The sequence below is a fragment of the Streptomyces shaanxiensis genome, assembly GCF_039537145.1.
GTDB classification, from domain to species: domain Bacteria; phylum Actinomycetota; class Actinomycetes; order Streptomycetales; family Streptomycetaceae; genus Streptomyces; species Streptomyces shaanxiensis.
The window spans coordinates 327,661-346,995 of the sequence record NZ_BAAAZY010000007.1 but is presented as its reverse complement, the minus strand read 5'-3'; the positions used below and the strand labels follow the sequence as shown (position 1 = coordinate 346,995).

At 71.6% G+C, this 19,335-nt stretch carries 17 protein-coding genes; 6 read left to right on the top strand and 11 right to left on the bottom strand.

The genetic code is table 11. The features are described 5' to 3' along the window. The first annotated feature begins 106 nt into the window (after positions 1-106). The 4 genes from ABD932_RS10700 (at position 107) to ABD932_RS10685 (ending at position 4,590) form a co-directional block, all read left to right on the top strand. A complete protein-coding gene (locus ABD932_RS10700; RefSeq protein ID WP_345011087.1) occupies positions 107-928 on the top strand; it encodes a response regulator transcription factor in 822 nt (273 codons plus the stop codon). Further along, positions 925-2,409 carry a sensor histidine kinase gene (locus ABD932_RS10695; RefSeq protein WP_345011085.1) on the top strand — a complete coding sequence of 495 codons (1,485 nt, stop codon included), beginning with the start codon at positions 925-927 and terminating at the stop codon, positions 2,407-2,409. The genes ABD932_RS10700 and ABD932_RS10695 overlap by 4 nt, the downstream gene beginning before the upstream one ends. Before the next feature lie 458 nt (positions 2,410-2,867). Next, a complete protein-coding gene (locus tag ABD932_RS10690; protein ID WP_345011083.1) occupies positions 2,868-4,025 on the top strand; it encodes an alkaline phosphatase PhoX in 1,158 nt (385 codons plus the stop codon). 91 nt (positions 4,026-4,116) lie between these two features. Continuing rightward, positions 4,117-4,590 (top strand): excalibur calcium-binding domain-containing protein, encoded by a 474-nt coding sequence (locus tag ABD932_RS10685; protein WP_345011081.1) that lies wholly within the window; start codon positions 4,117-4,119, stop codon positions 4,588-4,590. Between the two features lie 49 nt (positions 4,591-4,639). On the opposite strand, the gene ABD932_RS10680 is transcribed toward ABD932_RS10685, so the two are convergent. Further along, the gene (locus ABD932_RS10680) at positions 4,640-4,888 is read right to left on the bottom strand and encodes a hypothetical protein (protein ID WP_345011079.1); all 249 of its coding nucleotides are present in this window, start codon (positions 4,886-4,888) and stop codon (positions 4,640-4,642) included. Next, a complete protein-coding gene (locus ABD932_RS10675; protein WP_345011077.1) occupies positions 4,885-6,219 on the bottom strand; it encodes a S8 family peptidase in 1,335 nt (444 codons plus the stop codon). The genes ABD932_RS10680 and ABD932_RS10675 overlap by 4 nt, the downstream gene beginning before the upstream one ends. Before the next feature lie 324 nt (positions 6,220-6,543). Here ABD932_RS10675 and ABD932_RS10670 point away from each other — a divergent pair, with 324 nt between their 5' ends. After that, positions 6,544-7,470 (top strand): oxidoreductase, encoded by a 927-nt coding sequence (locus ABD932_RS10670; protein ID WP_345011075.1) that lies wholly within the window; start codon positions 6,544-6,546, stop codon positions 7,468-7,470. Positions 7,471-7,490: 20 nt separating this feature from the next. On the opposite strand, the gene ABD932_RS10665 is transcribed toward ABD932_RS10670, so the two are convergent. The 5 genes from ABD932_RS10665 to ABD932_RS10645 form a co-directional block, all read right to left on the bottom strand. After that, positions 7,491-8,270 (bottom strand): SDR family NAD(P)-dependent oxidoreductase, encoded by a 780-nt coding sequence (locus ABD932_RS10665; RefSeq protein WP_345011073.1) that lies wholly within the window; start codon positions 8,268-8,270, stop codon positions 7,491-7,493. Between the two features lie 72 nt (positions 8,271-8,342). Next, positions 8,343-8,927 (bottom strand): TetR/AcrR family transcriptional regulator, encoded by a 585-nt coding sequence (locus tag ABD932_RS10660; RefSeq protein ID WP_345011071.1) that lies wholly within the window; start codon positions 8,925-8,927, stop codon positions 8,343-8,345. A 46-nt stretch (positions 8,928-8,973) separates the two neighbouring features. Continuing rightward, entirely contained in the window at positions 8,974-9,324 is a 351-nt protein-coding gene (gene nirD, locus ABD932_RS10655; protein ID WP_345011069.1) for a nitrite reductase small subunit NirD, read from the bottom strand. Further along, positions 9,321-11,933, bottom strand: a complete 2,613-nt coding sequence (gene nirB, locus ABD932_RS10650; protein WP_345011067.1) for a nitrite reductase large subunit NirB — start codon at positions 11,931-11,933, stop codon at positions 9,321-9,323. The genes nirD and nirB overlap by 4 nt, the downstream gene beginning before the upstream one ends. Then, on the bottom strand, positions 11,933-13,156 hold the full coding sequence (locus tag ABD932_RS10645) for an NAD(P)/FAD-dependent oxidoreductase (protein ID WP_345011065.1): 1,224 nt from the start codon (positions 13,154-13,156) through the stop codon (positions 11,933-11,935). Before ABD932_RS10645 ends, nirB begins: the two co-directional genes overlap by 1 nt. 444 nt (positions 13,157-13,600) lie before the next feature. Between ABD932_RS10645 and ABD932_RS10640 the strand changes: the two genes are divergently transcribed. Further along, positions 13,601-14,383: a sulfite exporter TauE/SafE family protein gene (locus ABD932_RS10640; RefSeq protein ID WP_126392060.1), complete on the top strand. Its 783-nt coding sequence runs from the start codon at positions 13,601-13,603 to the stop codon at positions 14,381-14,383. Between the two features lie 27 nt (positions 14,384-14,410). Here ABD932_RS10640 and ABD932_RS10635 read toward each other — a convergent pair whose 3' ends face one another. From ABD932_RS10635 to ABD932_RS10620, 4 genes are all read right to left on the bottom strand, one after another. Beyond that, positions 14,411-15,478, bottom strand: a complete 1,068-nt coding sequence (locus tag ABD932_RS10635; RefSeq protein WP_345011062.1) for a S1C family serine protease — start codon at positions 15,476-15,478, stop codon at positions 14,411-14,413. Positions 15,479-15,748: 270 nt separating this feature from the next. Beyond that, the gene (locus ABD932_RS10630) at positions 15,749-16,468 is read right to left on the bottom strand and encodes a class F sortase (protein ID WP_345011060.1); all 720 of its coding nucleotides are present in this window, start codon (positions 16,466-16,468) and stop codon (positions 15,749-15,751) included. A 117-nt stretch (positions 16,469-16,585) separates the two neighbouring features. Beyond that, positions 16,586-17,104: a hypothetical protein gene (locus tag ABD932_RS10625; RefSeq protein ID WP_345011058.1), complete on the bottom strand. Its 519-nt coding sequence runs from the start codon at positions 17,102-17,104 to the stop codon at positions 16,586-16,588. A 535-nt stretch (positions 17,105-17,639) separates the two neighbouring features. Further along, the gene (locus ABD932_RS10620; RefSeq protein ID WP_345011056.1) at positions 17,640-19,286 is read right to left on the bottom strand and encodes a M4 family metallopeptidase; all 1,647 of its coding nucleotides are present in this window, start codon (positions 19,284-19,286) and stop codon (positions 17,640-17,642) included. Between the last annotated feature and the right edge of the window lie 49 nt (positions 19,287-19,335).

The following is a 19,335-nucleotide window of genomic DNA, read 5'->3' as shown; positions in this document are numbered from 1 at the left end:
GCGCGCCCAGGAATTGGACATTCTTTGTCGCATGTCCATGAAAGCGCTTGTCGGCTGTAGCGTGTTGACTTCAGGGCAGAGATTGTCAATTCGAGAGACGGGACCCATGGGCATACAAGTGCTGCTCATAGAGGACGACGAGACGATCGCCGAACCGCTCGCCGAGGGACTGGGCAACTTCGGCCTGACGGTCGATCACGTCACCACCGGCGCGGAGGGGTTGAGAAGGCCGTACGGCGATGTCGTCCTGCTCGACCTCGGGTTGCCGGACATGGACGGCATCGACGTCTGCCGCGGCATCCGACAGGTCTCGGACGTGCCGGTCATCATCCTGAGTGCGCGGGGTGAGGAGGCCGACCGGGTGCTCGGGCTGGAGCTCGGGGCGGACGACTATCTGGCGAAGCCGTTCAGCGTGCGGGAGTTGGTGGCCCGGGTGCGTGCGGTGACCCGGCGGACCCAGCGCACGGAGGCGGTGGCGGAGCCGGCGGCTGCCGCGTTGCCGCGGTCGTCGTACGAGACCGGGCCGTCACCGTCGTACGAGATCGCGCCGCCCCCGGCGCAGGAGGCCGCGCCGCCCGCGTCGTACGACGAGACCGTGGCCCGACCCGCGTACGCCCCCGGTCCCCTCGTCGTCGACCGCCGCACCCGCCAGGTCTGGGTCGGGGAGATGCCCGTGGCCCTCACGCCCAAGGAGTTCGAGCTGCTGGCGCTGCTGGCCGAGGATCCGGGCGCGGTCTACTCCCGGCAGCAGATCCTGGACCGGGTGTGGGATCCGCACTACGAGGGTCCGACCAAGACGCTGGACGTCCATGTCGCCTCGCTGCGGCGGAAGTTGGGCGACCCGGCGTGGATCCAGACGCTGCGCGGCGTCGGCTTCCGGCTGGCGGTGCAGACCGAGCCGGGCGGGCAGCAGGTGTCCTCACCATGACCCGCCGGCTGCTGCTCAGCTATCTGAGCCTCGCCGCGCTCGTCCTGGTCTGCCTGGAGATCCCGCTGGGCTTCGTGTACTCGCGCAGTGAGCGGGAGCGGGTGGTGAGCGTGGCGAAGGACGAGGCCGAGTCGGTGTCGGCGTACGCCTCGCTGTCCCTCAGCGCGGGGCGGGCGGAGCGGGACCTGCCGCGCCGGGTGATCCACTGCGCCGAGCGCGTCGGCGGGAAGGTCGTGGTCGTGGACGCCTCGGGCGCCCTGCTCGCCACCTCGCACCCACTGGCCGCCGTCATGTCCTCCAACCTCGCCTCCCGCCCCGGCATCGCGGCCGCCCTGCACGGCACCTCCACGGTGGACGTGCGCACGTCGACCATCGGCGGCGTGGAGTACCTGTCGGTCGCCGTGCCCATCCGGCACACCTCGGGGCTGCAGGGGGCCGTATGGCTGACGCTGCCGACGCGGACGGTGCACGAACGCGTCCATCACGTCTGGCTGCTGCTCGGCCTCGGCGGGCTCGGTGTGCTCACCGCGGTCGCGGTGGTCGGCTTCGCCATCGCCCGCTGGACCGGCCGCCCGATCCGTGAACTGGAGCTCGCCACCCACGAGTTGGCGGACGGCGGGGTGGCCACACCGGTGACCATCACCAAGGGCCCGCCCGAAGTGCGGGCGCTGGCCGCCGCGTTCAACCGGACGGCCGCCCGGCTCGCCCATCTCCTCGACGCCCAGCACGCGTTCGCGGGTGAGGCGTCCCATCAGCTCAGGACGCCGCTCGCGGCGCTGCGACTGCGGCTGGAGAACCTGGAGCCGAACGTCGCCGCCCGCGGCCGGGGCAGCCTCACCGCGGCGGTGACCGAGACGGACCGGCTCTCGCGGATGGTGGAGGGCCTGCTGGCGATGGCCCGCCTGGAGGAGAACGCCGCGACACCCGGCCCGGTCGACGTGGGTGCGATCTGCGCGGAACGGCACCGCACCTGGCAGCCGCTCTTCGAGAAGCAACGGGTCTCGCTGGTGCTGTTCGCGGGCAGTGTGGGGCCGGTGCTCGCCGTGCCCGGCGGCGTCGAGCAGATCGTGGACAACCTGCTGTCCAACGCCCTGCGCGCCTCGCCGTCCGACAGCACCGTGACCATGGAACTACGACTCCATGTGCCGGCCCGCCGCGCCCTGCGCGACGCCCGCCCCGCCTGGGTCGACCTGCACATCACCGACGAGGGCCCCGGTATGACCCCGGAGCAGTGCGCCCGCGCCTTCGACCGCTTCTGGCGCGCGCCGGGCGCCCCCAAGGGCGGGACGGGACTGGGGCTGTCCCTGGTCCAACGGCTCGCGCACGCGAGCGGCGGCGAGGCGAGCCTGCACGCGGCGGCCGCGGGCGGGTTGGACGCGGTGATCCGGCTGCCCTCGGCGGAGGCGCCGCGCGAGGGTCATGGTCCGGCGCCCGACAAGCCCGGGCAGCGGAAGCGGGGGGTGCCGGCGTTGCGGGCGTGAGTGTGCCCGGGGGGGCTCAGGGGGCGCATGCGGGCGGCCGTACGCAGGGGTGCACGCGTGCCGGGGTACTCAGGGTGGCGCATGCGCGCGGCGGGGCTCAGGGGGGCCGATACGCGCGGCCGTGCTTACGGGGGTGCAGGCGGGCCGCGGTACTCAGGAGGGCGTTTACGCGCGACGGGACTCAGGCGGGCGTATACCCGCGGCGGTACTCGGGCGGGCGCATACCGCGAGGCCACGCGAGGGGCGCATACAGGTGACTGCACTCCGGGGAGCGCGCGCGGGTAGCACTCAACTGAGCACTCATGGGCGGTGCACAGGCAGCACCCAGGCACGCCGTCCGACGGTCATGCGTTGGCCACGGCCCGTCCACCATGCGGCCCTAGGTTCCATGCCGCCCCCCAGGCACGACCCCCGCCGCCGACCGGCGGCGGGGCGGTACTCCACCTCTTGGAGTGAGAGTGGAACGTCGTAACCTCCTGCGTGCGGCCGTCCTCGGCGGCTCTGCCGCCGTCTTCGGCGGAACCCTGTGGCGCGGCGCCGCGTACGCGGCCCCCGCGCAACCCGGCCCCAGCCCCTACGGGCCGCTCGGCTCCCCTGACGCCAACGGCATCAGACTCCCCAGCGGCTTCACCAGCCGGGTCATCGCCCGATCCGGCCAGACGGTCTCCGGAACGTCGTACACCTGGCACAACGCCCCTGACGGCGGCGCCTGTTACACCGACGGCAGCGGCTGGATCTACGTCTCCAACTCGGAGATCAACCCGTCCGGCGGCGCGAGCGCGGTGAAGTTCTCGTCGACCGGCGCGATCACGGGCGCGTACCGCATCCTGTCCAACACCCGGCAGAACTGCGCCGGCGGCAAGACCCCGTGGAACACCTGGCTGTCCTGCGAGGAGGTGTCCCTCGGCTACGTCTACGAGACCGACCCGTGGGGCGTCAACGCGGCGACCCGCCGGGACGCGATGGGCCGCTTCAAGCACGAGGCGGCCGCCGCCGACCCGGTGCGTCAGGTGATCTACCTGACCGAGGACGAGTCCAACGGCCGCTTCTACCGCTTCGTCCCGACGACCTGGGGCAACCTGTCCTCCGGCACGCTCCAGGTCATGGTCGCGGGCTCCGGCACCTCGGGCTCCTTCAGCTGGGCGAACGTCCCCGACCCCGACGGCTCCCCGACCGCCACCCGCTCCCAGGTCTCGGGCTCCAAGTCCTTCAACGGCGGCGAGGGCTGCCACTACGCCGACAACACGGTCTGGTTCACGACCAAGGGCGACAACCGCGTCTGGCAGCTCAACCTCACCAACAGCACCTACGAGTTGGCGTACGACGACTCCCTCGTCAACGGCACGGCCCCCCTCACCGGCGTCGACAACATCACCGGCTCCTCCTCCGGCGACCTCTTCGTCGCCGAGGACGGCGGCAACATGGAGATCTGCCTGATCACGCCGGACGACATCGTCGCCACGTTCCTGCGGATCGACGGCCAGTCGAGCTCGGAGATCACGGGGCCGGCGTTCTCGCCGAACGGGGCACGGCTGTACTTCTCCAGCCAGCGGGGGACGAGCGGCAGTTCGTCGGGCGGGATCACCTATGAGGTGACGGGTCCGTTCCGCTCGTAGCGACAGCGGTCACGGAACAGACACATCTCCTCCACATTCGGACGCTGGGCATTACGGTCATCCCCTCACGCAACACCAGTGGGGGGATGACATGACCAATCCGTACGTCGCACCACACATGCCGCAGCCGCCATACCGCCCGGCGCCGAAATGGGCCCGGAAACGCTACGTACTGCCCGCACTCGCCCTGGCCTTCTTTGTGGGCATCGGCGCGGGTGGCACATCCGGCGAGGACTCGAAGAACACCGAGGCGAAGCCGACAGCGGCTTCACCGCAGCCCACGGTCACCGTCACGGCGACCACGACGGCACCGGCGGAGGAACCCGAACCGGCGCCGACCGTGACGGCCACGAAGACGATCAAGGTCACCGCGACGGTCACCGCGGCGCCCGCTGCCGACAGCGGTTCCACCTCCGTCGACAGCGGCGACTCGTCCGGCGACGACGTCTACTACGCCAACTGCAGCGAGGCCCGTGCCGCCGGTGCCGCCCCGGTCCACCGGGGCGAGCCCGGCTACGCCTCCCACCTGGACCGCGACAACGACGGGGTGGGCTGCGACAGCTGACGGGCAGACGGTTGCCCCGGTCCGAGGATCCGGGGCAACCGTCTCGGTCTCACTGGATCGGAGAGTCGGGCGGCGGGAGCTGGACGATCCGCTCCAGATCGACGGATTCGACGCCGTCGACCGCCTGAAGGGCCGGTATCCGGTCCCCGGCCACGGTGCCGGAGAGCGTGCCGAGCATCGGCTGCTCACCCGTGACCGTCAGGCCTGCGCGCCGCAGGGCATCCACCACTTCCGCGAACCGGTCGGGGTCGACCGCGAGGATGACCCCGACCGCCTCGGGCTGGGGGGACTCGTTCACGGAGCCTGGAGCAGGCCCGTGCCGACGTCTCCCGCAGGCTGTACCAGCGGGAACGCACTGCCCTTCAGCAGGGACATGAGATGGGTCGCGGAGGCGTTGGGGAACGCCTGGGCGAGCAGCGCGACGACACCCGCGGCGTGCGGTGTGGCCATGCTGGTGCCGCTCAGGTTCTGGTACCCACCGCCAGGGGCGGCCGAGCGCACGTCCCTGCCGGGCGCGGCGATGTTGATCTCGCCACCCGCGCCGTTGATCCCTCCGTTGGAGAAGTACGACGGACAGAGCGCCTTGTCGAGCGCGGCCACCGAGAGGATGGACGGGCAGTTGGCGGGCCGGCTGACGGGCACGATGGCGCCCGGCCGGAGGCTGTCGTTGCCCGCGGCGGCGACGATCACCGTCCCGAGCTTGAGCGCGCGCTGCGCCAGGTCCTCGTACGTCTTCGGGAAGAGCTCACCCGGCCGGACCCGGGCGCCCAGCGACATGGAGATCACCTTCGCGCCCTGGGAGATGGCCCAGGCGATGCCCGCCAGGATCTGGCCGTCGCTGCCGGTGCCCACGTTGCTGAGCACCTTCGCCGCGAGGATCTGTGCGTCGGGTGCCACGCCGTAGCGGGGGCCCTGCTGGGGGCTGGCCGGACCGGCGGCGGTGCCGATGCAGTGCGTGCCATGTCCGTTGCCGTCCTCGGCGCTCTCGCCGGGTACGAAGGAGACCGCCCCGGCGATGCGCCCGGCCAGGTCCGGGTGGTCGGTGTCGACGCCTGTGTCGAGGACGGCGATCTTCACGTTCTTGCCGGTCAGGTGGGTCATGTTGGCCTTGATCGCCTGAAGGCCCCAGGTCGAGGTCTTTTCGTCCCAGGCCGGGCCCTGGGTGATCGCCATCTCGGCCTGGGTGTGGGCGCTGACCACGTCCTCGTCGCTGCGGAAGGCAGGGAAGAACTCGGTCGGCGCCTGGTGCGGAGCCGTGATCGGCATGGCGTAGACCATGCGCTCCGGTTCGGCGGCGATGATCGAGGGCTCCGCCTCGGCCGTGGTCACCAGCGCGTGGCGCTGGTCGGGCCGCACCTCGACGACGGCGGCGGCGAGGTCCTCGAAGAGCACCGAGACGTCGGGGCGCTCGAGGAGCTCGGCGATGTTTGTGGTGTCGGATCCTCGGACACGTTCGACGGGCGCGATGTCAGCGTTGGAACGCAGTGCGTTCAGGCCGCTTTCCTGGTTGCTCGGGTCGAGCAGGACCACGTACCGACCGGTGTACTCCGAGCTCTGGCCCGTCATGGGGCCGCTGGGTCGATCGGGCTGCTCGCCGAAGGCGCGCCTGTCCATGGGTCCGTTCGCCATTGAATTTCCCGCTTTCTGTGTGCTTGCCCCCGCTGGTTGGACACACGCCGATGCACGGAGCGGCACGTAGCCGGGGAAGGTGGATCGAGGTGCGGTCGTGCATCGACGCGAAATGCCGTCGCCTGCAAGGGCGTCCCTTGCCGGGCTCGCGGCACGACCCCCTCGAAAACGGTCGCACCGGACACCTCGGCCCGCAACCGACGGACGTCAGACCGCGGCCACGAGCACGGTGACGACTCCCTCGCGACGCCGCGACTCTGCGTGAGCTCGGCTGTCCCCACCCTCGTAGGCTGAACCCCAGTGGCCACCGGAAGGAGCTTCGTCATGTCCGGCTGGAACGCGTACGACATCCCCGACCAGGGCGGCCGGGTCGCCGTCGTCACCGGGGCCAACAGTGGGCTCGGGTACGTCACGGCGCGGGAGCTGGCGCGCAGGGGTGCCCGGGTGGTGCTCGCGTGCCGGAGTGAGGCGCGGGGCGTGGCGGCCGTGGAGCGACTCCGTTCCGAAGTGCCGGGCGCGCAGGCGGAGTTGCGGCGGCTGGACCTCGGAGACCTCGGTTCCGTGCGGGAGTTCGCCGCGACGTTCCCGGACGACCGCCTTGACCTGCTCGTGAACAATGCCGGGGTGATGGCGTTGCCGTACGGCACGACGGTGGACGGCTTCGAGACGCAGTTCGGCGTCAACCACCTCGGGCACTTCGCGCTCACCGGCCTGCTGCTGCCCGCGCTGCTCGGGACGCCGGGCGCGCGGGTGGTGACCGTCTCCAGTCCGATGCACGCGATGGCCAACATCGACATCGGCGACCTCAACAGCGAGCGCCGGTACCGGCGTTGGATCGCCTACGCCCGGTCCAAGACCGCCAACCTGCTCTTCACGCATGAGCTGGCCCGCAGGCTCGCGGCCCAGGGAGCGGAGGTGGTGGCGGCCGCCGCCCATCCCGGGTACGCGGACACCAACCTGCAGACCGCCGGGCCGCGCATGTCCGGGCGCCGGGCCGGCGAGCGCCTCATGCGGATCGGCAACCGCGTCTTCGCCCAGTCCGCCGAGGCCGGCGCCCTGCCCATCCTGTACGCCGCCACGGCCCCTGGCGTCCGCCCCGACTCCTTCACCGGCCCGTCCTTCGCCGGCTGGCGCGGCTCACCCGCCCCGTCCTGGCGGGCGCCCTGGACCCTCGACGACCGGGCGGGCGAACTGCTGTGGGGGGAATCGGCGCGGTTGACCGGGGTGAGGTACGAGGCCGTGAAGGTGTGAGCGAGCGCCTGGGCGTGCGCTCAGGCCGTCGCGCCGCTGTCCACCACCAGGTCGGTGCCGACCACCGACGTGGCGTCGTCCGAGGCCAGGTAGAGGACCGCCGCGGCCACCTCGTGCGTGGTCGAGACGCGGCCGAGGGGAAGGGCCGTGCGGGCGCGGTCGGCCCGGTCGGAGTCCGTCTCGCCGGGGCGCAGGGACATGGGTGTGTCCACGGCGCCGGGGCTGACCGCGTTGATGCGGACGCCGTCGCGGATGTGGTCGAGGGCGGCGCCCCTGGTGAGGACGGAGACGGCGGCCTTGGTGGCGGCGTAGGCGGCGGCGCCGGGGTGACGGGCGTGCACGCCGAAGGTGGAGGCGATGTTGACGATCGCGCCGCCGTTCGGCTGGGTGCGCATCTGGTGGATCTCGGCCTGCAGGGCGAGGAACACGCCCGTGACGTTGATGCCGAGCTGGGTGTGCCAGTCCTCCTCGGAGAGGTCGGCCAGCGGGGCGCCGCCCCGGAAGACGCCCGCGTTGTTCACCGCCACGTCCAGGGAGCCGAAGCGGTCCACCGTGGTGGCCACGGCCGCCTGTACGTCGGCGGCGCGCGAGACGTCCGCCGTGACCGCCAGGGCCTTGCCTCCCGCCTCCTCGATCAGCGCCACCGTCCCGTCGAGCGCCTCCCGCCCGCGGCCGACCACGACGACGTTCGCTCCCTCGGCTGCGAGCGCCCGTGCGATGGTCCGTCCGATGCCGGAGCCCGCGCCGGTGACGAGGGCGGTCCTGTCGGTGAAGCGCGTGCGGTGTGCTGCGGTGGTCATGATCTCCCCTTTTTCTTGACCGATCGGTTCAGTATTCGGGCCTGAAAAAACGCCCTCCGGACGGAAGGCGCTTCAGTCGAGCAGGGTCAGCGCCTGCTCCGCCGCGTCCCGGACGCGGGCCGGGTCCGGCGACGCCTTGCCCACGACCCTGAGGCCCTGCAGCAGGACCAGCAGCATCCGGGCGAGGGTGAGCGGGTCGCGGTCTGCGGACAGTTCTCCCTGGGCCTGGGCGCGGACCAGTGCCGAGTGCAGCACGGTCTCCAGCTGGTCCCAGTTGCGCTCCACCTGCCGCGCGGCGGCCCGGTCGTGCGGGGCGAGTTCCGCCGCCGTGTTGGTGACCAGGCAGCCGTTCAGGCGCAGTTGTGCGTCGGCGGCCTCGGCCGCGTACCGCCGGACGACCTTCCGCACGGCCGGCAGCGCGGGCCCCGGCTGGGACAGCTCCCGCACGATCGGCGGGAGTCCCGCCCGGTCGTAGCGCTCCAGCGCCTTCAGGTAGAGCTCGTGCTTGTTGCCGAAGGTCGCGTAGATGCTGGCGCGGCCGATGCCGAGACGCTCGACGAGGTCGGACATCGACGTCGCCTCGTAGCCGCGCTGCCAGAACAGCTCCAGGGCTGCCTGCAGCGCGGCTTCGGGATCGAACTCCTTGGTCCTGGCCATGTGGTGCAGCCTAGGATTTTCTGGAACGATCGGTCAAGCTGAGGGGTCAGGACGTACGGATCTCGTACGTCGCCACCCGCACCGCCTCGTCGTCCAGGCACTGCCCGGACTCCAGGTCGAACCGCTGCTTCAGCAGGGGCGAGGCCACGAACGGGCGGCCCTGGTGGCTGCCGGTCAGGCCGCGGGAGAGGACCGCCGCCCCACCGAACGGGTCGCGGTTGTCGATGGCGTACAGCCGGCCCGCGCGGTCGCGGAAGAGGGCCACCTGGTTGCCGTCCGGCAGCAGGGCCGCCACACCGCGGCCGGGGAGCAGACGAGTCAGGTCGCAGACCGTCAACCAGTCCTCGCCCACGCGTACTTGGACCTTCAGGTCGGTCGTCTCGGGTGCCAGGGTCATCGCTGGGCGCTTCCTTCCAGGGGGCGGTGGCCGATGGTCAGCAGCGGCAGGTCGGGCTTGATCTGGTCGCGCTCGGGGACGAAGCCGACGACGGGGTCGGGGGTGTCGGGCGCGTTGATGAAGGAGACGAAGCGGGCCAGCTTCTCCGGGTCCTTGATGGTCTCCGCCCACTCGTCGCGGTAGTTCGCGACATGGGCCGCCATCAGCGACTCCAGCTCCTCGCAGATGCCGAGGGAGTCCTCGACGACCACGTCGCGCACATGGTCCAGGCCGCCGGGGATCCGTTCCAGCCACACGCTCGTGCGCTCCAGGCGGTCCGCGGTGCGGATGTAGAACATCAGGAAGCGGTCGATCAGGCGGATCAGCTCGGCCTCGGACAGGTCCTGCGCCAGCAGGTCCGCGTGGCGTGGGGTCGCGCCGCCGTTGCCGCCGACGTAGAGGTTCCAGCCGTTGGCGGTGGCGATGACGCCGAAGTCCTTCGACTGGGCCTCCGCGCACTCGCGCTGGCAGCCGGAGACCGCCGACTTCAGCTTGTGCGGCGAGCGCAGGCCCCGGTAGCGCAGCTCCAGGTCGATCGCCATCCGGACGGAGTCCTGGACGCCGTAGCGGCACCAGGTCTGGCCGACGCAGGACTTCACGGTCCGCAGGGACTTGCCGTACGCGTGCCCGGACTCGAAGCCCGCGTCCACCAACCGTGCCCAGATCAGTGGGAGTTGCTCCACCCGCGCGCCGAACATGTCGATCCGCTGGCCGCCGGTGATCTTCGTGTAGAGGCCGAAGTCGCGGGCGATCTCGCCGATCACGATCAGCCCCTCGGGGGTGATCTCACCGCCGGCGATCCGCGGTACGACCGAGTACGAGCCGTTCTTCTGGATGTTGGCGAGGAAGTGGTCGTTGCTGTCCTGCAGGGACGCCTGCTCGCCGTCCAGGACGTAGCCGCTCGCGCCGATCGTCGGGGCGAGGGAGGCGATGATCGAGGCCACCGCCGGCTTGCAGACCTCGCAGCCGTCGCCGCCCTTGGCGCCGTCGCGGCCGTAGCGGTCGAGGAGGTCCTGGTAGGTGTTGATGCGCAGGGCGAGGACGATCTCGTACAGCTCCTCGCGGGTCTGCGAGAAGCAGCCGCACAGGCCCTTGTCGACCTCGACGCCGCTGGCCTCCAGCTCGGCGTTGATCAGCTGGCCGAGGACCTTGACGCAACTGCCGCAGGTCGTACCGGCCTTGGTGCACTTCTTCACCTCGGGCACGGTCGTGCACTGGTGGTCGGTGACCGCGCCGCGGATCGTGCCCTTGGTGACGTTGTTGCAGGAGCAGATGATCGCCTCGTCCGGCAGCGCGGACGGGCCGAGCTGGACGGGCGCTCCGGCGCCGGCGGGCAGGACGAGCGACTCGGGCGAGACCGGCGGGACCGAGCCGGTGAAGGCCTTCAGCGTGCCGTACGCCTCCGCGTCGCCGACCAGGATGCCGCCGAGCAGCGTGCCGTCGCGGCCGATGACCAGCTTCTTGTACAGGCCCGCGCGGGAGTCGGAGTACACGACGTCCAGGCAGTCCTCGGCGGTGCCGTGCGCGTCACCGAAGGACGCCACGTCGACGCCGAGGAGCTTCAGCTTGGTGGAGAGGTCGGCGCCGGTGAACGTCAACTGTTCCGTCTCGTCGGCGGCGATCGCCGCCGCGGCCGTCTCGGCCTGCTCGTAACCCGGGGCCACCAGGCCGTACACCCGGCCGTCGGAGGCCAGCGCGCACTCGCCGATCGCGAACACGTGCGGGTCGGCGACCGTACGGCACTGCTCGTCGACCGTGATGCCGCCGCGCTCGCCGACGGTCAGGCCGCAGTCGCGGGCCAGCTGGTCGCGGGGGCGGACACCGGCGGAGAACACCACCAGGTCGGTGGCGAGTTCGGAGCCGTCGGAGAGCTTCATGCCGGTGACCGCGCCGGACTCGTCGACGACGATCTCCTGCGTGCCGACGCCCGTGTGGACGGTCAGGCCCATGTCCTCGATGGTGCGCAGCAGCGCGGCGCCGCCGCCCTCGTCGACCTGGACCGGCATCAGCCGGGGCGCGAACTCCACGATGTGGGAGGTGAGCCCGAGGCCCTTGAGCGCGCCCGCGGCCTCGAGTCCCAGCAGACCGCCGCCGACCACGGCACCGGTCGTGCGGGTCTTGGCGTACTCCTCGATGGCGAGGAGGTCGTCGATCGTGCGGTAGACGAAGCAGCCCTCGGCGTCCTTGTTCGGGACCGGGGGCACGAAGGGGAAGGAGCCGGTGGCGAGGACGAGGGTGTCGTACCTGAAGACCTTGCCGGACCTGGCCGTGACCTGCTTCGTCTCGCGGTCGACCGTCTCGGCCGGGTCGCCGACGTACAGCTCGATGCCGTGGTCGTTGATGAACTCCATGTCGGTCATGGAGAGGTCCTCGGGCGTCTTGCCCGAGAAGTACGAGGTGAGGGCGACGCGGTCGTACGCGGGACGCGGCTCCTCGCACAGCACGACCACGCGGTGCGTGGCGGTCAGGCCGCGCTCGGCGAGCGCTTCGAGGAAGCGCTGGCCGACCATGCCGTGGCCGACGAGCACGATCGTGGGGGTGGCCTCCGTGGCCTCCGGGGTGGCGGTCATCAGGAGCCTCCATCGTTGGTGAGCAGGTGGAGCAGAGGGCCGTCGTCGGGGAGCGGCTCTGCTCCCTCCCAGGCGCGGGCGAGCGCGCCGACGGTGCCGAGTTCGCCGACGAGAACCCCGCCGACCAGGCGGTCGTCGCGGACGACGACCTTGCGGTAGGTGCCGCGGGTGGCGTCCGCGAGCTGCACGACGTCATCCCCGGGCCGCGGCTCGGTCTCGCCGAAGGCGGCGAGGTCGAAGGGGGAGTCGTGCCCGACGAGCGTGAGCCGGGTCAGCGCACGGGTACCGGTGTAACGGGCGCCCGCGTCACCGGATTCGCCGGCCAGCAGCTCGGCCAGTACCTCGGCCTGTTCGAGCGCCGGAGTGGCGAGCCCGTAGACGTTGCCGTCGTGCTGGACGCAGTCGCCTATGGCCCGGATGTGCGGGTCGGACGTACGGAGCTCGTCGTCGACGACGATCCCCTTGCGCACATCAAGGCCGGCGGCCTGCGCGAGGCCCGCGCGCGGGTGGACCCCGCAGGCCAGGACCACGAGGTCGGCGTCGAGGGCGTATCCGTCGGCCATCTCCACCGAGCGGACCGCGCCGCCGACGCAGCGCACGTCACGGACGCGGCACTCGGTGTGGACCTCGACGCCGAGGTCCTTGAGGTGCCGCTTGACCAGCTTCGACGCGCTCGGGTCGAGCTGGCGTTCCATGAGCCGCTCGGCCTGCTGGGCGAGGACGACCTGCGCGCCGCGCTGGGCGAGCGCGCGGGCCGCGGAGACCCCGAGGAGCCCGCCGCCGATGACGACCGCCCGGACCCCCGGCCGTACGGCCTTCGAAAGCCCCAGGCAGTCGTCCATCGTCCGGAACGCGTGCACACCCTCGGGCAACACGTGGTCGGGGGTGAACAGGCCGCGCAGGGGCGGGAGCACCGGGTTGGAGCCGGTGGCCAGCACGAGCGTGTCGTATGCGATCTCCGAGCCGTCCGCGAGATGTACGGCTCGCATCTCGCGGTCGATGCCGGTGACCCGGCCGCGCACCAGCTCCGCGGGCGCCGGGAGGGCGATCACATCGGGGCTGTACCGTCCGGCCAGCACCTCGGCGAGCAGCACCCGGTTGTACGGGCGGTGCTCCTCGTCGCCGACGAGCGTCACGGGCGTGCCCAGCTCGCCGAGCCGCCGGGCGAGTCGTACGCCCGCGAGTCCGGCGCCGATCACCACCACACGCGTATTCGAGGTCATGTCCAGGAGCGTGCGATGCGGGTGTTACCCGACCGCATCACCTCTGTTTCCCGCGAGGAACGCTGCCCTCAGCGGGGGTCGGGGGCCGGTGTGAGGGTTCGGCGGGGGCGGTGGGGGCCGGCTGTGAGGTCGGTCCGGGAAGGCGGGGTGGGGCCGACCCCGCCCCGGGTTTCCGTGCAGCCACCATCGTCTACGAACGGGCGGGCCCGAACCCTGGAGAGGCCCGGTTTCACCAGCTCACACCGAGCTCGCGTCCATCGCGCGTCCAGGGGGAAGCATCCAGAACGATGTCCGGATGATCCCGGTTTCCGGCCCCGGCCCGGCCATCCGTGATGCCGCCGTGCTGTGCGCCCGGAGGATCGTACGAGGGCCGTCTCACTCCGAATCTCAGATACTCCTCATGTACATGGACCGCGCACGCATCATCCGCCTAGGGTCGCGATCATGCCCGACATATCGCTGACCACGTTCGTCGTCCTGTGTCTCGCGGCCCTCGCGGCCGGCTGGATCGACGCCGTGGTCGGCGGCGGAGGCCTGCTCCTGCTCCCGGCCCTGCTGCTCGGCCTCCCCGCGAGCACCCCGGCCGCGTACGCGCTCGGCACCAACAAGGCGGTCGCGATCGTCGGCACGACGGGCGCCGCGGTCACCTACGCCCGCAAGGCACCCGTGGACGTGCGCCTCGCCGTGCGCATCGGACTGGCGGCGCTCGCGGGTTCCTCCGCCGGCGCCTTCTTCGCGGCCGGCATGAGCACCGAAGTACTGAAGCCCGTGATCATGGTCGTGCTGCTCGCCGTCGCCGCCTTCGTGATCCTGCGCCCCGCCTTCGGCACGGCCCCGGCGACGGGCCCCGCCACCCGCCGCCAGATCCTCGCCGCGATCGGCCTCGCGGGCCTGGGCATCGGCTTCTACGACGGCCTGATCGGCCCCGGCACCGGCACGTTCCTGGTCCTCGCCCTCACCGCCGTACTCCACCTCGACCTCGTCACCGCCTCCGCCACCGCCAAGATCGTCAACTGCTGCACCAACGCCGGCGCGCTGGCCACCTTCGCCTGGCAGGGCACGGTCCTGTGGCAACTGGCCGCGGTGATGGCCGTGTTCAACCTGGCGGGCGGCACCCTGGGGGCCCGTACGGCGCTGAAGAAGGGCAGCGGTTTCGTCCGGGGCGTGCTGCTGACGGTGGTGTTCGCGCTGGTGGCGAAGCTGGCGTACGAGCAGTGGATCGCCTAGCGGCAGGTGTCCGCGGGTGGAGGGGCGTCACTGGTCCAGCGTCATCTCGACCTGCCAGGGAGTGCCGGGTGAGAACGTGTTCCCCTCGTTGTCCGTCCCGTCGTACGTGAAGACACCGTCGACGGTGATCTTCTCGCCCGGGGCCGCGGACTGCAGGATGTCGCACACCTGCTGATCGGTGCCGACCGCCGTGTCCTTGAGGTGGGTGATGACGTCGCCGGCCATCAACTTCGCCTTGCCGGCCTGTGAGTTGCTGGACACGCTGGACACGTAGAGGCCGTCGATCTCCTGCTCCTGGAGCCGCTCCTTGAGCGCCAGAGCGTCGTCCTGGCTCTCCTCGGGGAAGTACAGCTCGAAAGAGTCGTCGGAGATGGCCCACAGGTCTCCCCAGCCGGGGTCGTTCTTGCTCTTGCCGTCGGCGAGCCCTTGGAGAAGTGGCTCCGCGTGGTCGCTGCTGATGGAGTAGTACTGGCCCTGGGTGCCGCCGACGCTGAAGGTGTTGACACCGACGAGCTTCCCGTCGCTGTCGAGCAGGGGACCCCCGGAGTTGCCGGGATTGAGGGCCGCCGAATGCTGCACGGTGGACGGCAGGTCGGGCTCGCTCGGCAGACCCGTGGACGCGACGTCCGGCGACTGGACCACGCCGGTGGTGAGGACAGCCTTCTCGCGCGAGACGTCGCCGGCGCCCTGCGGATAGCCGATCGCCGTGACCTCGTCGCCCTGCGCCAGATCGCCGCTGTCGCCGAACTCCACCTGCTTGAGATCCTCTTGTGGCGTCTGGAGCTTCAGAACCGCCAGGTCCTCACAGGGATCGCTGCCCATCAGCCGCACGGGGACGGGCTCTTTGTCCCCGATGCGGACCTTCAGAGCGGTCTGCCCGGCGACCACGTGCGCGTTGGTCAGGATGAGGCCGTTGTCCGCGTCGTAGACGACCCCGGTGCCGAAACCCTCTCCCGCCTGCACCTGCACGGTCGCGGGCGCCACCCGCTCGAAGATCTCCTTCGGATCGTCCGCCCGCGCGTCGGTCGCCGTCATGCCGAAACCCAAGGCGGCGGCGGACGCGGCGGCGACGTACGTTCTGGCTGTCGGCCGCATCTGGGCCTCCTAGCGTGCGTTCCCCATTCAGGCTAAGGCTCCGCAGAATGTCTGTCGCGCCGACGCGACATCGCAGGTCATCGGCGTGCGGCGGCTTTCTCGCGGCAGACCTGTCGGCCCGTCAGACGGGGTTGGCGAAGCCCCCGGAGGCACCCGCCCCCGAAGGCCCGGAGCGTCCCCGAAGGCACCCGCCTACCGACCGCCCGGCGCGCCCTGGCACCGCTCGCGGCATGGGGCCGGGAGAACATCCTGGATGACCGTGAGGAGAGGTCAGCGGCTGCCGGTGAGGTGCGCGAAGACGACGACGTTGCCCTGGTAGCCGGTCGTCCGTGAGTAACCGCCGCCGCAGGTGATCACCCGCAGCTCGGGGCGCGGCGCCGCGCCGTACACCTTCTCGTCCGGGAAGCCCTTCGCGTCGTACACCTCGACGGCGTCCACGGAGAAGAGCGCCGTGCCGCCGTCGCGCCGGTCCACCTCGATCGTGCTGCCCTTCTTCAGGGCGCCGAGGCGGTAGAAGACGGCGGGCCCGTCGGCGTTGTCCACGTGCCCGGCGACGATCGCGGTGCCGGTCTCGCCGGGCGTGGTGCCGGCCTCGTACCAGCCGGCCAGGTTCTTCCGCTCGGCGGGCGGCACGTCGAGGCTGCCCGTCCTCGTCAGGCCCAGGCCCATGAGGGGGGCGTCGACGCGGATCGCGGGGATGCGGATGCGGTCGGGAGGGGAGGGCGGGAGTGCGGGGGCGGCGGGGCGCGTGGGGTGCGAGGAGCGCGGCTCGGCGTGCGAACCACGGGTCTCCCCGGCCCGCTCGGTCTCCCCGGACCGCCCGGTCTCCCCGTCCCGCTCGGACTGCCCGGCCCCCCGCCCCTGCGCGGCCGACGGCTGTGGCGGGGCGTGTGTCTCGGCGCCGTCGCTCAGCAGCCAGGCGCCGGAGCACAGGGCGAGGACGGTGACGGCGGATATGGCGGCGTTGCCGACGCCGCGGTGACTGCGCACGCGAGCCTCCTGAGAGCTCTGCCGGGTCGCCCGATCCCCCTCCGGGCCGCGAGGGGCGTCGGACCCGGAGGGGGAGGGGACGTGCGGTACCGGTGGACGGACAGCGGAGGGTGTCCGTCAGATCCCGTCGCCTCTCGCCCGGCGATGCAGGAGCCAGGTACCGCCCGCGGCGGCGACGGCGAGAGCCGTCACGCCGGCCGCGGTCTGCACGGGGTCGTCGTCGCCGAGAGCGCCGCCGACCCCCGTCTTCACACTTCCTTTCGGATGCACCTGCTCGCGCGGGGCCGTCAGGGTGACCACCAGGTCCCCGCTCACCCGCCGGCCGCCTTCGGCGCAGGTGGCGACGATCTCGTACGTCCCCGGCTGTGCGCTCGGCGGCACCCGGAACTGCCCGCTCGCGTCCTGCTCGTCCGAGCCCGGCGCCAGCGTGAACGCACCGGCGCCCACGGCGCTGGCGTCGCCCGCCGCACCGCCGTCCCGGCACGCGGCCGTGTGCACCCGCACCTGTCCGCCCGGCACGACCGAGGACGGGGACACCTCCAGGCTGCCACCGTCGCCGTACGCGGGCGTGACGACGAGACCGGCGGTGCCGACAGCCAGCGCGGTCCCGGTCAGCAGACGGGCGGTACGTCGCATCGATGTTCCTCCGAGCTCACGGACTCACGACCCGCGACACCCCCATGTGCCGCCGCCTCGGCCGAGCCCGTGCCCTTCCGAGGTAAGAGGCAGCAGGGCGGGAGCGCTTCCTGAGGAAACGTCAAAAATAGGGTGAATGGGTGTCGGAGAGGGCGCGCGGGATCGCCGACGCGGAGGTGTTTCAGCAGGTCATCGCGGCGTGCCGGGGGTGCCGCGGAAGAGAACCTGATGGGCGCGGGCCGGGGGGTGTGAACGGGTGACCCGCCGGGCCGGAGCCTTCGTCGTCGAAGCGCAGCCAGACGGGAGCGCCTCCCACTGAGGGAGGCGGAGGGTGCCGCCCTGCCGGGCGCTGCCGGGCGGGCGAGGAGGACATACGACTCCGTGAAGGCTGGAACCGGCGCGAGTCCGGCCAACCCAGGGGCGCGGGGCTGTGTCACTATGCGGCTCCGCCGCGTGGGCGCGACCGGCTACGTACGACCCGCAGCCGGCCACGCAAGCCCACCCCAACGGCGCTGTTCCGCTCTCTGCCGGACCCTCAGCCCACGTTCACCGCACTCCAGGCCGCCGCCACCGCGGAGCGCTCCGCACTGTCGGCCCCGTACAGATCCCTCGCCGCGTTCAGCGTCGCCGTCCGCGCACCCGCGTACTTCGTCGAGGACGTCATGTAGACGGTCAGCGCCCGGTACCAGATCGCCCCGAGCTTGTCCCGCCCGATCCCGTCCACCGAAGAGCCGTTGCAGGTGGGCGAGTTGTAGCCGACCCCGTTGACGGTCTTCGCCCCGCTCCCCTCGGCGAGCAGATAGGCGAAGTGGTTGCCGACGCCGGACGAGTAGTGGACGTCGAGGTCCGCTGTCGTCGTGCTCCAGCAGTCCACCGAGACACCGTCCTTGGACGGCTTGTCCATGTACCGCAGGGCGTCCCGCCCCAGCCCCGACCGCACGATCTTCTCGCCGATCAGATAGTCGCCCGGATCCGAGGTGTTGCCCGCGTGGAACTCCACCAGCGTGCCGAAGATGTCGGACGTCGCCTCGTTCAGCCCGCCGGACTCGCCCGAGTACGTCAGCGCCGCGGTCTTCGACGTCACGCCGTGCGTCATCTCGTGCCCGGCCACGTCCAGCGACACCAGCGGACCGAGCTGGGTGCCGTCACCGTCGCCGTACGTCATGCAGAAGCAACTGTCGTCCCAGAAGGCGTTGTTGTAGGCGTTGCCGTAGTGCACGCGGTTGAACGAGCCCTTGCCGTCCCCCGCGATGCCCTTGCGGCCGTGGACGTCCTCGTAGTAGTCCCACGTCACGTCCGTGCCGTACTGCGCGTCCACCGCGACGGTCGACCGGTCGGTCGCCGCACCCGTGCCCCAGTGGTTGTCGGCGTCCGTGAACACCGTCGCCGGGGCGCGGCTGAGGCAGACGGTCAGGACGCACAGGTCGGTCTTGTTCGCGGCGTCACCGGTGTAAGTGCCGCCGCGCGTCGCGTCCTTCAGCTGGTACGTCGATCCCGACTGCGTCGTCTCCAGCGGCACCGTGCCGCCGTACAGCGACTTCCCGTCGCCCGACGCCGTCTCGATGCTGTCCCACGCGTCGATCTTCGCGCCGGTGCGGGCGTCGGTCAGCACCGTGCGGGCGACCGGGTTGCCGAGCGAGTCCTGGGCGACGGCGTCGGTCCGCCAGGCCAGCTTCGGGGTGCCGTGCAGGGCGTCGACGACCAGCTGGGGCTTGGACGTCAGCCGCTTCAGCGTCTCGCCGACGTTCGCGGCACGCAGCGCGGTCGCCGCGAGGTCGGCCGCCTTCGGTGCGGAGACCTTGGGGGTGATGCTCGACAGGGAGAGCGCGCCCTCGGTGGCGCGGGAGGCGCCGCGGTACGTGCCGTCCTTGGCCAGGTGGACGACGAAGTCGCCGCCGAGAACGGGGAGGTGGCGGTAGGTGCGGTCGTAGCGCACGTGCTGTGTGCCGTCCGCGTCCACGACCACGTCCCGCACGGTGGTGCCCTGCGCGGCGGTCAGCCCGAGGCTCGCCGCGCGGTCCGCGAGGACGGACGCGGCGTTCTCGAGCGCGGTGGCCCTGGTCGGACTGTCGTCCGCACCGGCGGTGGGGGAGAGCGCCGCGGCCAACAGGCCGGCGGCGGTGACGGAGAGGCCCACCTTGGCGAGACGGGAACCTCGAATGTGCGGCCGTATTCGGCTCATCGGTCTCCTTGAAGCTTGGCGGCGCAGAGGATGACCAAGATTCAAGGGG

Excerpts from the sequence above, each read along its gene's own strand:
- ABD932_RS10700 (WP_345011087.1), top strand. The coding sequence starts at position 107 with ATGGGCATACAAGTGCTGCTCATAGAGGACGACGAGACGATCGCCGAA.
- ABD932_RS10695 (WP_345011085.1), top strand. The coding sequence starts at position 925 with ATGACCCGCCGGCTGCTGCTCAGCTATCTGAGCCTCGCCGCGCTCGTC.
- ABD932_RS10685 (WP_345011081.1), top strand. The coding sequence starts at position 4,117 with ATGACCAATCCGTACGTCGCACCACACATGCCGCAGCCGCCATACCGC.
- ABD932_RS10675 (WP_345011077.1), bottom strand. The coding sequence starts at position 6,219 with ATGGCGAACGGACCCATGGACAGGCGCGCCTTCGGCGAGCAGCCCGAT.
- ABD932_RS10670 (WP_345011075.1), top strand. The coding sequence starts at position 6,544 with ATGTCCGGCTGGAACGCGTACGACATCCCCGACCAGGGCGGCCGGGTC.
- ABD932_RS10665 (WP_345011073.1), bottom strand. The coding sequence starts at position 8,270 with ATGACCACCGCAGCACACCGCACGCGCTTCACCGACAGGACCGCCCTC.
- ABD932_RS10660 (WP_345011071.1), bottom strand. The coding sequence starts at position 8,927 with ATGGCCAGGACCAAGGAGTTCGATCCCGAAGCCGCGCTGCAGGCAGCC.
- nirD (WP_345011069.1), bottom strand. The coding sequence starts at position 9,324 with ATGACCCTGGCACCCGAGACGACCGACCTGAAGGTCCAAGTACGCGTG.
- nirB (WP_345011067.1), bottom strand. The coding sequence starts at position 11,933 with ATGACCGCCACCCCGGAGGCCACGGAGGCCACCCCCACGATCGTGCTC.
- ABD932_RS10645 (WP_345011065.1), bottom strand. The coding sequence starts at position 13,156 with ATGACCTCGAATACGCGTGTGGTGGTGATCGGCGCCGGACTCGCGGGC.
- ABD932_RS10640 (WP_126392060.1), top strand. The coding sequence starts at position 13,601 with ATGCCCGACATATCGCTGACCACGTTCGTCGTCCTGTGTCTCGCGGCC.
- ABD932_RS10635 (WP_345011062.1), bottom strand. The coding sequence starts at position 15,478 with ATGCGGCCGACAGCCAGAACGTACGTCGCCGCCGCGTCCGCCGCCGCC.
- ABD932_RS10625 (WP_345011058.1), bottom strand. The coding sequence starts at position 17,104 with ATGCGACGTACCGCCCGTCTGCTGACCGGGACCGCGCTGGCTGTCGGC.
- ABD932_RS10620 (WP_345011056.1), bottom strand. The coding sequence starts at position 19,286 with ATGAGCCGAATACGGCCGCACATTCGAGGTTCCCGTCTCGCCAAGGTG.